Raw genomic sequence first — 13,270 nt, 5'->3', positions numbered from 1 at the left:
TCAGTCGTCGACCATCCGACTCCCGCCGTTCGGCAGGAACTCCTGGATGCGGTCCGCGCTCGCCACCTTCCGGACGAACGTCTGGTCGGTGAACCGCGACTTGAACTCCCGGTAGAGCATCTGCGCCATGTCGTTCTGGGCGTAGCGGCCCGGTTCGAGCCGAATCGACGTCTCGGTGCGCGGTTCGATAGCCTCCGGCGGCCCGCCGAGCACCTGCGTCTGGGGTTCGACGGCGATACCGACCGCGCAGCCGACCGGCGTGTCCTCGAAGTACGTTCGCTCGCCGCGGACGACGAACGACCCCTTCTCGACGTACTCGCCGCTCTCGGGCGTCTTCGACACCTGGCTCGGCTCGGCCATGTAGACGTCGCCCGCGAACTGCCCCTCCTTCCACACCGACGAGTAGGTGATGGCGAACTGCGCGGCCTGTTCCAGCGACGACTCGGGGAAGTCGACGGCCTTCGACGCCTCGTTCGGTTCGGTCGCCTTCAGGATGGTGACGGGCGCGCCGTGGGCCTGCGTGTGGAGGAACCGGTCGTTCTTCTCGGTGTACTTCTTGACGAGCTCCTCGTTCTGGTCGGCGCTGCGCCCGCCGAGGACGAGGTAGCCGTCGCTCGTCCGGAACCAGCGGAACCGCTCGTACCACTGCTCGTCGCGTCGCCGCGGAATCGAGGACCGCGAGAGCCAGTCGACGTCCTCCATGGACTCGTCGTCGCTCTCGTCCTCGTCGGGCGCTTCCCACTGCTCGCGGCGTTCCTTCGCGTCCTCCAGCTGCTCGCGGGTGTCCTCGATGGCCTCCAGCGCACCCTCCTTCTTCTCCTGGATGCGCTTTGCCTCCTGGTAGAGCTGGTCGGCGTTCTTCTCGACGCCCATCGACGGGTCGACGGTGACCCGCGTGTCGTCGATGCGGAGCGTCACGGTCCCCTGCGCGCCGTTCACGTCCACGACGGCCTCGGCCGCCTCGATGCCCTGCTCCGCGCCCTCTTCGAACCGGGCGGCGATGTCGTCCCACGACGTGTCCTCGGCGCGGGCGTTCTGGACCGCCGAGATGACGTCGTCGACGAGGTCGTAGCGGGCGTACAGCAGTTCGGCGCGCTCGCGTTCCTCCTGGGCGTCCTCCTCGAAGCTCTCGATGGCGCCCTCCTGCTGGGCGATGATGCGCTCGTACTTCGCCACCTCCTCCTCGAAGTCGGGGCGAGAGGACGCCTCCCCGCCGGTCGCCTCGTCGCCCGGTTCGCGTTCGAGGTTGTGGAAGTAGTCGTCCAGCGCGTCGTCGAAGTTCGAGAACACCTCCGCGCGCTTCCCCTCGTACTCCTCCATCGGAACGGGCGTCACGTCCGTCCGGACGTCGTCGTCGGTCTCAGTGTCGTCGTCGGAGTCCGCGTCGGCCCCACTGTTGCCACCGTCGTCCTCGACCGGCTCGTAGTAGACGCGCGGGTCGAACTTGCCCGATCGGAGGACGGTCCGGAGGCGGTCGAGTTCCTCGAACAGCGCCGCGTAGTCGTCCTCGGTCGCGTCCGTGATATCCTTCGTCTTCTCGACGCCCGCGCGGGTGCAGAGCTCCTCGGCCCAGAGACCGCCGAAGTTCAGCTGCGTGGCGATGGTGCGGACGACGTCGGTGTCGGACTGCTCCATCCGGGCGTCGAACCCCTCGCGGTCGACCTCCAGCGGGTTGAACCGCGAGGAGGGGTAGTCGTAGATGGACCCCGGCGCGACGGTCCGCGACTTCAGGCGAACGGTCTCCAGACTCCCGACGACCTCGTAGTTGTCGTCGCAGACGGCGATGTTCCCGTCGCCGAACAGCTCCGCGACGATGTGCGTGTCGCCGTCGTCCCGCTCGAAGTGGAAGGTGAGGATGCGGTCGAACTCGAACTGCTCGACGCCGGCGAAGTCGGCGCTCGTGATGCGGTTCCGGAGCATCATCGCGAAGTTCGGCGGGCGACCGGGTGCGTCGGGGACGTGCTCCTGCGCCGCGAGGTGGGCGCGTTTGGGGTCGCCCACCTCGACGAGGAGTTCGAGCCGCCCGCGGTCGAAGTCCCGCATCTTGAGCCGCAGGAGGTCGTCGCCGTAGAGGTAGGCCTTGTCGACCTTCGCGCCCTCGTACTTGCCGAGTTCGCGCGCGAGGGCCGCGCAGTCGACGCTCGTCAACTCGCGCTTTCGTTCCATACCCTCCCGTCCGGTGGAGGCGTGAAAAGGCGTGTCGTTCCGTCTCGCCGCCGGGCAGTAGCGGTCCGGACCCGCCACCGTCTGCCGCCGCCAGAAGGCGTATCCTCACGGCACCCGCAGTTCGGACCATGTCACCGACCGACACTGACGTCGTCGAACGCGTGACCGGCATCCACGACATCACCTGTATCGAACGCGAGACGGGCCGAATCCGGGCGTTCCTCGTCGACGCGGACACGCCGACGCTGTTCGACGCGGGCCTCCCGGACACGACCGAGGAACTGCTCGCGGGCATCGAGGCGACCGGCGTGGCCCCGGAACGGGTCGTCGTCACGCACGGCCACGGCGACCACGTCGGCGGCTGTGACGCCGTCTGCGAGGAGTACGACTGCGACCTCTACCTCCCGGAGGGGAGCGACCCCGACGTGGAGACCGAGGGGGAGTTCTACGGCGAGGGCGACACGTTCGCCGGGTTCGAGGCGGTCCACGCGCCTGGTCACGTCTCCCACCAGCACCTGTTCGTGAACGAGGACCGGGAGGTCGCCATCATGGCCGACGCAGCCAGCGGGGCCGACCAGCGCGGCCTGCCGGGCGGCTACTTCCACCTCCCGCCGGGCGTCTACTCCGAGGACCTCGTGCTGGCCGAAGAGAGCCTCGCGAAGCTGCGGGAGTACGAGTTCGACGTGGGGCTCGTCTACCACGGCTCGTCCGTGCTGGAGGACGCCAGCGAGAAACTCGACGAGTACGTCGCGCTGGTCGAGTAGCAGTCGCCGGGCTGCGAGCAGCCGGGAGAGCGCTGTCAGCGCAGGACCGCCCGGAGGCTAGCTATTTGTCGGTGCGTGTGTCGGTTGTGGTATGCGACCACGAACCGCCCCTCCCGTGGAGGCCCCGCCATGCCAGTGACCGACGACCTCGTCACCCTGTTCGAGCGGGCGGGCCTCGACACGGTGTTCGGCTTCCCGTGCGAGCAGCTGGACCCGTACTACGCCAGCCTCGCGAACTCCGACCTGCGCCACGTCCTCGGCCGCAGCGAGGCGAGTGCCGCCATCATGGCCGACGGCTACGCCCGCGCCAGCGGGCGGGTGGGCGTCGTCGACGGCGTCGGCGGCCCCGGCGCGGCGAACCTCGGCGTCGGCCTCGTCGAGGCGGCGGGCGCGTCCTCGCCCGTGTTCGCCCTCACCGGTGACAACCCGGTCGCGACGCGCGGGAACGGCGTCATCCAGGACGCCGACAACCGCGCCATCCTCGACCCGTACGTGAAGTCGGGCTACGACGCCGTGACGCCCGAACGCGCAGTCGCGGACACGGCCACCGCCCTCCGCGAGGCAGTCGGTGGCGTCCCTGGTCCCGTCCACGTCAACGTCCCGGAGGACGTCCTCCGGGAGGAACTGGGCGACGCAGATGGGAACGAGGGGTCCGACGAGGTCCGTCACCGCGCGGTGTCGGCGTCGTTCCCGGCCCACCGGCCGCCCCCGACCCCCGAGTCCGTCGCTCAGGCGGTCGACCTGCTCGAAGCGGCCGAGCGGCCGGTCGTCGTCGCGGGCGAGGGCATCCATCGGGCACACGCCCACGACGCACTGGTCGCGTTCGCCGAGAACACCCACACGCCCGTCGTCACCTCGATGAACGGGAAGGGGGCGGTCGCCGAGACGGAGCCGTACGCGCTCGGCGTCGTCGGGCGCTGGGGGTTCTGCCAGGTGGCGAACGACGCCGTCGAGGACGCCGACCTCGTCCTCGCACTCGGCTGTCGCCTCGGCGAACTCACCACCGTCGGCTGGTCGCTCCTCGACGAGGACGCGGCCGTGGTCCACGTCGACCGCGACCCGTCGTGGCTCGGGCGGAACTACGACGCCGACGTGGCGATGGCCGCCGACCTCCGTACCGCTATCGAGGCACTCACCGAGCAGAGCGACCCGGAGGCCTTCGGCGACCGCGAGTCACGAATCTCGTCGCTGGCCGCCGACCGCGCCGAGTGGCGCGAGAGCCACCGCGACGAACTGGAGAGCGACGCCACCCCCATCCGACCGAGTCGCGTCGTCGCCGACATCGGCACCGCGCTCCCCACCGACGGCGTCCTCGTCAGCGCGACGAGCTACTCCGGGTTCTTCTCGGGCGCGTTCCACGAGGTGCCCCGGGCCGGCCTCGGCTACGTGCAGGCCCGCGGGAGCGACGGCATCAACTACGCGCTGCCCCAGGCGCTGGGTATCCAGGTCGCTCGCCCCGAGGCCCCGGTCGTCGTCCTCACGGGCGACGGCGGCCTCGGCTACCACATCGCGGACCTGGAGACGGCGGTGCGCGAAGAGCTACCGGTCACCGTCGTCGTCGCGGACAACGCCATGCTCGGCTCCTCGAAGGCGAGCCAGCTCGGCAACTACGCCGTCGACCAGTCGACGGACTTCGCGCAGGTGGACTTCGCGCAGGTCGCCCGCGGGTTCGGCTGCGACGCCGAGCGCATCGAGGACCCCTCGCGGCTGGCGGGCGCGCTGGCGGAGGCGGTGGGGAGCGACCACCCGACGCTGCTCGACGTCGTGGTCGACCCGTTCGCCGCGCCGCCGGTGCTGGTCTGATACACGGGATGTCCGCTCCGACGCATCGCGGGGTCGTCGTGACGACGACCCCCGTCGAACCGGCTAAGAAGATGCTGCTGACCGCCGTAAGGCGAGGCTGCTACCCGGCGTCCCCGTCCGTCCGGAAGTCTCGGTGAAACATCTTGTGGGACTTGGTGATGGGGACGAGCGTGTAGTCGTCGACGACGTCGTTGCCCTGCAGGTGCTCCCTGACGTGGACGTTGATGTCGTCGAGCGAGGACTGCCAGACGCGGATCATGAGGTCGTGTTCGCCCACGCACTCGGCGACCTCGTAGATGAGCGCGTCGTCGACGAGTTCCTCGATGAACGCGTCGATGTCCGCACGCGTCGCGCTCGCCGCGTACGATATCTGGACCTCGGCGTACGTGTAGTCGGCCTGCTGGAAGACGAGCAGCGCGAATATCTCCATGATTCCCTCCTCCTGCAGGTTCTTCCGGCGGCGTCGAGCGGCGGTCCGCGAGAGGTCGACCCGTTCGGCCAGTTCGGTGTCCGAGAGACGGCCGTCCTCGTTCAGTTCCCGGAAGATGAGGTAGTCCTTGTGGTCCATCCGCTCTTCGAGGAGCTCCACGACGCGTGGGTCCTCGATCCACTCCTCGACGCTGGGTGTGTTCGTAGCCATGGTTATCGATTGCTGTCTCCCGTTGTGTAAGTTAGCAGTGGTAGACGCCGACGGTCCGTCCGTGATAGGTGTTCGCCGTTCTGGGCCACTCGGCACACCGTCAGGGACCAGGCCGCCACGACGCTCCCGGTGGCCGTCACCGCTGCTCGCCTCCGGGCGACGCCGTCGGGACGAGCGCCAGTCGGCCCATCGCCGCCATGGCGAGCACCGGGTCGAGCACCGGAATCGCCAGCGACTCGCGCAGGTCGCCGAGCACGTCCGCCGTCGTGATGCCCGTGCAGCTCGGCGCGACGACATCACAGCCCGCGTCCGCGAGGCGAGCGACCGCACGGCGAATCGCGGCGCGCCCCTGCTCCGTGGTGAGGGCGGTCGTCGTCTCGGCACCCTCGACCACCTCGCTCGCCCGAAGACGGTCCCCGAGGAGGCGTTCGACGTTCGGTGGCGTCCCGGCCTCCAGACCGAGCGTGCCGACGTGCTCGCCGCGGGCGAGCGCCGCCGCCGCCACACTCGCCCCCGCCCCGACGACGGGAACGTCGAGGGCGTCGTCGAGTTCGGCGACGCCCGGGTCGAGTGCACAGCTCACCGCCAGCACGTCCACGTCGGCAGCCATCTCCCGGTCGAGCGAGTCGACGAGCGGCAGCGCCGCCGCCTCGGCCTCGACCGTCGGAATGCCCTCGGGGTGGTCCGGGATACATCGCGAGTGAGTCGTGACCTCGGGGAAGTGTCGCTCGACGAGACGACCGTGGAGCGCCACCGCGTCGGGGTCCGCGAGGGTGAGAACGCGGAGCACTCCCATCTCGACGTGGTCGATTCCCGCATCCGCCGTGTCGCTCGTAGCGACCCCGGAGGAATCGTCGGTCACCGAGACGCACCCCCGAGTGCCTCGTCGACGCCGCGGTCGGCGAAGAACCCCTGCTGGCGGAGCGCGGTCAGCAGCGTCTCCTCCCGGCGGTTCATGAACCCGTCGGGCCCCCAGTAGCGCTCGAGCGTCTCCTGCCACTCGCGGGTCGCGTCGCCGTAGACGCTGTCACCGTACATCTCGTTCATCGACTCGTAGCAGGCGTCGAGTAGCTCCGTGGAAGGGTCGCGATACTCGCCCTCGTGGAGCACCGCGCCGAGCGGGAGCCGCGGGGCGTTCTCCCGGGCCGACCCGTGGCGCGGGACACCGATACAGAGGCCGTAGATGGGGAGAACGCCCGCTGGGAGGTCGACAGCGCGCGCGACCGCCGGCAGTGCGTTCAGCACGTTCCCGACGGGACAGGTGCCGTAGCCCATGCTCTCGGCCGCGACGATGGCCCCCATCGCCGCCAGCGACGCGTCGACCGCCCCCTCCAGCAACCCCATCGTGGGCGCGAGGCGGAACTCGCGGTCGCGGTGGTCGAGCAGCCGCCGTATCCGACGGAGGTCGATGCAGACCAGCAGGAAGTGACTCGCCTCCTCCACCTGTGCGGTGCCTCGGTTACAGAGCTCGTGGACGCGCTCGCGGACCGCCGGGTCACGTATCCAGAGGAAGCTGTACATCTGCGTTGTCCCGCTCGTCGGGGCCTTCCGACCGGCGTCGACGATCTCGCGGACGTCGTCGTCGGGTATCTCGGCGTCGGGGTCGAACGCCCGGACGGTACAGCGCCGCGCCAGCCAGGGAGAGAGGTTCGACACCGGTGGCCGCTCGCGTCGGGTGGCGGGCCGGTCGTGGACCCGGTCGGTCATACGACCACGTCGCCCCCGCTGAGCACCAGTTCGTCGTCGAGGTAGACGTCCGGTTCGAGCACGATTCCGTCGACGTGGGAGTCACACTCGATGGTCCCGCCGAACCCGTGGTTGTCGCCGAAGGCGACGTGGCACGACCCGTACACCTTCTCGTCTTCGAGAACGGTCCCGATGATCTCGGCAGCCGGGTTCGTCCCGAGGCCGAGTTCCGCGACGCGGCGTGCGCAGACATCGCCAGCGGTCGTCTCCAGGAAGCTGTCGGCGTACGCTCCCTCGACTGATGAGACGGTCCCCGCCTCGACGTGGACGACCAGCGGGTCGTCGAGCGCGCCGACACCGACGAGACCGCCGTCGAACACGATGGTCCCCTCGGCGGTGTCTTCGACGGGGGCGAGGTACCCCTCACCGGACGGGAGGTTGCCCGACTCACCGGGAGAGCGGAGCAAGCCGTCGCTCGCGATACCGTCCCGACCCGCCAGCGAGAGCGTGAGCGTCTCTCCCGACGACTCGATACGGGCGCTCGACGCAGCACTCAGTCGCTCGGTGACGGCGGCCGTGATGCGCTCGACCTCGCCGTAGTCGGCCGTCATCGCCCCGCCGCCGAACATCGACTCGGTGATACCCGGCATCGTCGCGACTCGCGCGCCCGCCTCGGTGGCGGCCTCCCGGGCGCGGGTATGGGTGAGCGAGGCCGTCGTCGGGCAGACGACGACGTCCGCCTCCCGCATCGCGGCCGCGACGAACGCCGGTGGCTCCATCCCGCTCCGTGCGAGTGGTCGCGTCTCCAGCAGGCCCGTCTCCATCCCGACGTCGTCGCCCGCCTCGAACAGCGCCCTGCCGATGGCCCGCCGTTCGGTGTCGGTCACGACGAGCAGCGTCTCGTCGGCCTCGGCGGCCAGGTTCTCGACCAGCACCGACCGCGCTACCTCGCGGAGGTCGGCCATCTCAGAGCACCTCCGCGGTGGTCTTCGCCAGCACCGACCGACTCAGGAGGACGCCGGTCCCCGTCCGCTCGCGGACCGCCGCCTTCATCGCGGGCGTGTACCCGATACAGTCCATCACGACAAGGTCCGTCCCGGTACCGATTTCGGTGGCTGCAGCGGCGACCTCGTCGGCCCCCGTGTACGGCGACCCCGCGGCGGTCACCACCTCGAAGTCCGCCCACTTCTCGGTCGCCTGCGTTATCTGTTCGGGCTTCGGCGTCAGCACCCCGATCGTCCCGCCGTCTACGATGCTCGTCGCCCACGCGTGGAGGAGTTCGCTCGGTTCGAGCACCGGAACGTCGGCGTCGAACGGCGGGAAGTCGCCGGTACACAGCACCCCGATCATCGTGGCGTCCTCGGCGAGTTCGTAGACTCGTTCCTGGAGCAGGTCGAACACCGGCTCCTGCGGGACCGTCACGGACGACCCGTCGCGCAGTCGGGTGACGAAGACGGGCTGGCCCTCGTGGGGACCGAGCGCGCCGCGAACCTCCGCAGCGGAGTCGAACGGGTCGAGTGCACCGGCCTCGACGACGTCCACCTCGTCGGGTAACTGCGCGAGGATGTCCGGTGTCACGTCGGTCCGGGGGGCGTGGCCGATGGTGAGCAGACCGATGGTCGTCATCGGCCGTTCCCCTTCGCCTGCAGGTGCGTCATCGACCCGTAGAGCGACTGGAGGTGGGAGAACTCCTCGTCGTCGTAGAACGAGGCGCGACCGCGCGTGAAGTCCTTCGCCGTCTCGACGACGAACCCGGTGGCCTCGGCGAGTTCGGGGTAGTAGTTCGCTCCCGTCCCGCTCCCCGACACCGGGTTGACGCTCGTCGTCGCCACGCCGACGACGGGCGCGTCCGTCGCCGTCGACGGCTGGAGGATGCTGTTGATGTGGTGGACGCCGTTCCCGTAGGGCGTGATGTCCTGTGTCGTCAGGGTGAGCGTGCTCGGCGGGCGCCCGGTCACGCGCTCCTGGGCGTCGAGGAGCGACGAACTGGGTTTCAGCACCCAGCCCTCCTTCACCGTCGGGGTGATGGCGAACCCGCGTTCGCAGTGGACCCGGTTCCCTTTCGTCGCGTCGACCGACAGCACGGCGTCCATCCGGTCGTCCACCTCGTGCCGGTTCATCGTCTCCATGTCGACCGGACTGCCCATGAACGGCACCGGGTCGTGGGGCGAGGTGGGGGCGTCGGGACAGACGTGCGTCGCGATGTGCACGTCGCCCGGCAGCACGTCACCCCGGTCGTGCATCTTCGCGAGCTGCAGAGCGCTCGACAGAGCGACGATTGCCCCGTCGCCGTCGGAGACCATCCCGACCTCTTCGGGGCGTGCCCCGATGCCACCGAGGCGGCCGATGACCCCGAGCGTCGGGGCCGTCGGGTCCCGTCCGGGGATGGTTATCTTCACGAAGTCCGTCGCGCCCTCGTCGGACGTGATGGTCGTCACCTCGACGGCGACGTCGGTGTCGTCGAGCGCGGCGCGAACTGCTTCGCCGTCCGCCTCGGGGTGGTCGAGCGTGTCGTACGCCTGTTGAACTGTGTCGTACATTGTCAGTAATCCTCCGGGAACGCGTAGTCGAGAATCGGTACGCCGACCGCGTCTTCTATCGGTTCGAACAGCGCCGGGTCGGTCATGCCCGCGCCGAGCGAGAGCGACGCGGCGGGAGCGACGACTACCGCGACCGACCGCCCCTCGTCGAGGTCGGCCGTCGAGATGGGCTCACCGTTCGCGGCGTCGAGCGTCGTGATGAGGTCAGGGAACGTCGCGAGCCGCTCGCCGTCGCGGTCGAGCGTCATGTACTCGTTCCAGAACGTCAGGTCGTGCCCGTCGACGACGGCCGTCCCCACGTCGAACCCGCCGGTCGTCTCCAGCGCGTACGACTCGACGGTCCCCGAGACCACGACGTCGCCGTCGAGTGCCTCGGCGACCCGGTCGAGGACCACGCCGTCTTCGGACTGGCGAACCGCCCGGCCGACGGCCTCGGCCTGGTCGTACACCTCGACCGCGGCGTGGGTCCCGGCGTACTCCGCGGTGACGGGGTTCCGGGCGACGGCGACGAGACCGCCCGCGGCGTCGGCCGTCTGCCGGACGAGCGACGCGGCGGACTGGAGCGACGCCTCGACGGTCACCTCGTGGTGACGGCCCGCACCGCGGTCGCCGCCGACTCCCGCCTGGACGGCGGTCTCCTCGGCCGAGAGGCCCATCGACCCCATCGGGCCGGTCGGGTGTGCACGGCCGTTGCACGCGGCGTCCACGATGGGCAGGCCGGTCACCGCCGACTGCAGGAGCCCGTTCACCGCCGCGAAGCCGCCCATCTCGTTGGTCATCAGGGCGTCGACGCCCGTCCCCCGGTCGGCGAGTCGCTCGACCACCAGGTCGACGGCGCGGACGTAGTCGACCGGGTTCACCGCGCTCTCGGTCGCCGCGGGTGCGCCGACGCCGCTCACCGTCAGGACGGTGTCCGACGCGTCGAGCGCGCTCAGCGGGACGATGGTCGGCGTCCCGTACTCGATGGCGAGCGTTCCGAACTCGATGCCCTCCTCGAGGGACCCGCCACCGCCGCCGCCGAGGACCGCTCCCCCGACCGCGACGTGTTCTACCCACTCTCTCGTAATCGTCGTCGTCTGTAACTGGCTCATGCTGGTCGTGTTCGCTGTCGTGGTCATTCGTCACTCGACTCCGGGGTCGCCTCGGTCACGTCGCGCAGGGCGACGAAGGTGTTCGGTCGCTCGCGGTCGGCCGTCCTGACCGTCGCCTCGCCGCCGAGGCGGAGGCGACCCATCCCGTTCTCGACGAGGTGGTACGCCTGCGCCCGACCGACCTCGTCGAGCAGGTCGACGGACTTCGCTATCGCCGTCGCACAGACCTCCTCTGTCTCGCACGGGGCCGAACAGACGGCACAGGCCGGGAGGTCGGCCTTGAACGCCGACGGTGTGCTCGCACAGTCGGCGACGAGGTCGACCGTCCAGGGGCGGCGCTCGCGCGCCGCCCGGAGCGCGTCGACCCTGCTGTTGGTGGTCGAGTCCTCGGACACGGTCACCACTCCGGGTCCTCCTCGGCGTCCTCGTCGTGGAGAAAACAGCGCGCGACCTGGTCCTCGCCCGTCTCGTACATCGGGGGCTCTTCGGCCCCACAGGCGTCGAACTCGTACGGACAGCGCGACCGGAACGCGCACCCGCTCGGCTTCTCCCGCGGGTCTGGCACCTCGCCGTCGATGGTCATCCGCTCGGGCTTCAGGCGCTCGTCGGCCTCGCTGATGGTCGAGATGGCCGAGAGCAGCGCACGACTGTACGGGTGTTGCGGGCGCTCGAAGACGGCGTCGACGTCGCCCACCTCGACGAGTCGCCCCAGGTACATCACGCCGATACGGTCGGCGACGTTCCGCAGGAGCGAGAGATCGTGCGTGATGAACAGGTAGGTGATGCCGAACTCCTCCTGGATGTCCTCCAGGATGTCGATGATGCGGGCCTGCACGCTCACGTCCAGCGCGCTCGTCGGTTCGTCGAGGACGACGAACTTCGGGTTGAGCGCGACGGCCCGTGCGATGCCGACCCGCTGTTTCTGCCCGCCCGAGAGCTGCCCCGGGTAGCGGTACATGAACTCCTTGGGCAGGTCGACCATCTCCAGGAGTTCCTCGATGCGCTCCAGTCGCTCGGTGGCGTCGCCGTAGTCGTGGATTTTCAGCGGCGCTTCGACGATGGACTTGACCCGGTGGCGCGGGTTGAGACTCGATGTCGGGTCCTGGTGGACGATCTGCATGTGCCGACGGAAACGCTTCAGTTCGCTCGCCGAGAGGTCGGTGACGCTCTGGCCGTCGATTTCGACCGTTCCGGCGGTCGGCTCCGTCAGCCTGAGCATCGACCGGCCGGTCGTCGTCTTCCCCGACCCGGACTCGCCGACGAGCCCGAACGTCTCGCCCTCCTCGATGGAGAAGCTGACCCCGTCGACCGCCCGGACCGCACCGACCTGTCGCTGGAGCACCCCCTCGTGGATGGGGAAGTGTTTCTCCAGCCCCTCGACGCGGACCATCGGGTCCTCGACGGGGCGTCTGGCGGTCTGTACCTGTGGTTCGGCGTCGTCTGTGAGACTCATGACTGGGACTCTCCTCCGAGGACCGCGTTCGACTGGTGTCGTCCGTCGGCTCGGTCGTACCACGGTGGTTCGCCGATGTCGACGTCCACCGCGTCACCCTCGGCGTGACGGGCGTGCGCTGGCGGACCGTCGAACAGGTGGCACGCCACCGTGTGGTCCGTCCCCGTCGTCCGGGGGTAGGGGTAGAACTCGCGGCACTCCGGTTCCGCATGCGGGCAGCGGTCCGCGAACCGGCAGGCGGTCGGCGGGTCGGTGTAGTCCGGGAGGTGGCCCTCGATACCGCTGCCGATACCCGTCGACAGCGACGGGATGCTGCTGAGCAGCCCCCGCGTGTACGGGTGCTGTGGGTTCGCGAACAGCTCGCCGGTCGGGGCCTGTTCGACCACCTCCCCGGCGTACATGACGTTGATGTAGTCGCTCACCTCGCGGGCGATACCGAGGTCGTGGGTGATGTACAGGACGCTGGTGTCGCGCTCCTCGACCAGGTCGTCGAGCAGGTCGAGGACCTTCGCTTCGGTCGTCACGTCGAGTGCCGTCCCCGGTTCGTCGGCGACGAGCAGGTCGGGCTCCGAGAGCAGTGCGATGGCGATGAGGACGCGCTGTCGCATCCCGCCGGATAGCTCGACCGGATAGCTCTCGAAGACGCGCTCGGGTGCGGATATCTCGACGTCCCCGAGCATCTCGATGGCACGTTCGCGGTGGGCGTCGTTCGTGCCCCGGTCGAGCTTGTCGCGCATCCAGCTCGTGAACGAGAGCCGCGAGCGGCCCTGCCACTTCAGGACGTCGAGCATCTGCTCGCCCACCGTCAGGACGGGGTTGAGACTCGTCATCGGGTCCTGCATGATCATACTCATGTCGGTCCCGCGGCGGGCGTGTCGCTGGGCGTCCGAGAGGTCGAGGACGTTCTCGCCCTTGTAGACGATCTCTCCGGCCGGAATCCGGGCCGAGGGGAGCAACCCGAGGATCGCCTTCACGGTCACGCTCTTCCCGCAGCCCGTCTCGCCGACGAGCGCCGCCGTCTCACCCCGGTTGAGCGTGAAGTCGATGCCGTTGATGACCTCCGCGACGCCGTCGTGGGTGTCGAAGTGGACATGGAGGTTCCGCACCTCCAGCAGCGGGTCACCCAT

At 69.6% G+C, this 13,270-nt stretch carries 13 protein-coding genes; 2 read left to right on the top strand and 11 right to left on the bottom strand.

The window, feature by feature from the left end:
* Positions 1 to 2,166 carry a ribosome rescue protein RqcH gene (gene rqcH, locus MX571_RS12030; protein WP_247416991.1) on the bottom strand — a complete coding sequence of 722 codons (2,166 nt, stop codon included), beginning with the start codon at positions 2,164 to 2,166 and terminating at the stop codon, positions 1 to 3.
* Positions 2,167 to 2,294: 128 nt separating this feature from the next.
* Between rqcH and MX571_RS12025 the strand changes: the two genes are divergently transcribed.
* A complete protein-coding gene (locus MX571_RS12025; protein WP_247416989.1) occupies positions 2,295 to 2,930 on the top strand; it encodes an MBL fold metallo-hydrolase in 636 nt (211 codons plus the stop codon).
* A 129-nt stretch (positions 2,931 to 3,059) separates the two neighbouring features.
* Positions 3,060 to 4,733 carry a thiamine pyrophosphate-binding protein gene (locus MX571_RS12020; RefSeq protein ID WP_247416986.1) on the top strand — a complete coding sequence of 558 codons (1,674 nt, stop codon included), beginning with the start codon at positions 3,060 to 3,062 and terminating at the stop codon, positions 4,731 to 4,733.
* Between the two features lie 100 nt (positions 4,734 to 4,833).
* On the opposite strand, the gene MX571_RS12015 is transcribed toward MX571_RS12020, so the two are convergent.
* The 10 genes from MX571_RS12015 to MX571_RS11970 all read right to left on the bottom strand — a co-directional run bounded on the left by MX571_RS12015 (position 4,834) and on the right by MX571_RS11970 (position 13,270).
* Positions 4,834 to 5,373, bottom strand: coding sequence for an Lrp/AsnC family transcriptional regulator (locus MX571_RS12015; protein WP_247416985.1), 540 nt, complete (start codon positions 5,371 to 5,373; stop codon positions 4,834 to 4,836).
* 136 nt (positions 5,374 to 5,509) lie between these two features.
* Positions 5,510 to 6,235, bottom strand: a complete 726-nt coding sequence (locus MX571_RS12010; protein ID WP_247416982.1) for an aspartate/glutamate racemase family protein — start codon at positions 6,233 to 6,235, stop codon at positions 5,510 to 5,512.
* Entirely contained in the window at positions 6,232 to 7,080 is an 849-nt protein-coding gene (locus MX571_RS12005; protein ID WP_247416979.1) for a nitroreductase family protein, read from the bottom strand. The genes MX571_RS12010 and MX571_RS12005 overlap by 4 nt, the downstream gene beginning before the upstream one ends.
* Positions 7,077 to 8,024 (bottom strand): aminopeptidase, encoded by a 948-nt coding sequence (locus MX571_RS12000; protein WP_247416977.1) that lies wholly within the window; start codon positions 8,022 to 8,024, stop codon positions 7,077 to 7,079. The genes MX571_RS12005 and MX571_RS12000 overlap by 4 nt, the downstream gene beginning before the upstream one ends.
* 1 nt (position 8,025) lies before the next feature.
* The gene (locus MX571_RS11995) at positions 8,026 to 8,685 is read right to left on the bottom strand and encodes an AroM family protein (protein WP_247416975.1); all 660 of its coding nucleotides are present in this window, start codon (positions 8,683 to 8,685) and stop codon (positions 8,026 to 8,028) included.
* Positions 8,682 to 9,599 carry a DUF1177 domain-containing protein gene (locus tag MX571_RS11990; protein ID WP_247416972.1) on the bottom strand — a complete coding sequence of 306 codons (918 nt, stop codon included), beginning with the start codon at positions 9,597 to 9,599 and terminating at the stop codon, positions 8,682 to 8,684. Before MX571_RS11990 ends, MX571_RS11995 begins: the two co-directional genes overlap by 4 nt.
* Positions 9,600 to 9,601: 2 nt before the next feature.
* Positions 9,602 to 10,717: an S-methyl thiohydantoin desulfurase domain-containing protein gene (locus MX571_RS11985; RefSeq protein ID WP_247416970.1), complete on the bottom strand. Its 1,116-nt coding sequence runs from the start codon at positions 10,715 to 10,717 to the stop codon at positions 9,602 to 9,604.
* A complete protein-coding gene (locus MX571_RS11980; RefSeq protein WP_247416967.1) occupies positions 10,714 to 11,085 on the bottom strand; it encodes a hypothetical protein in 372 nt (123 codons plus the stop codon). Before MX571_RS11980 ends, MX571_RS11985 begins: the two co-directional genes overlap by 4 nt.
* A 2-nt stretch (positions 11,086 to 11,087) precedes the next feature.
* Positions 11,088 to 12,143 carry an ABC transporter ATP-binding protein gene (locus tag MX571_RS11975; protein ID WP_247416966.1) on the bottom strand — a complete coding sequence of 352 codons (1,056 nt, stop codon included), beginning with the start codon at positions 12,141 to 12,143 and terminating at the stop codon, positions 11,088 to 11,090.
* Positions 12,140 to 13,270, bottom strand: coding sequence for an ABC transporter ATP-binding protein (locus MX571_RS11970; RefSeq protein ID WP_247416963.1), 1,131 nt, complete (start codon positions 13,268 to 13,270; stop codon positions 12,140 to 12,142). The genes MX571_RS11975 and MX571_RS11970 overlap by 4 nt, the downstream gene beginning before the upstream one ends.

The sequence above is a fragment of the Halomarina salina genome (genome assembly GCF_023074835.1).
Taxonomy (GTDB): domain Archaea; phylum Halobacteriota; class Halobacteria; order Halobacteriales; family Haloarculaceae; genus Halomarina; species Halomarina salina.
The sequence above is the reverse complement of the archived record's forward strand: the minus strand, read 5'-3'. Positions and strand labels throughout refer to the sequence as shown.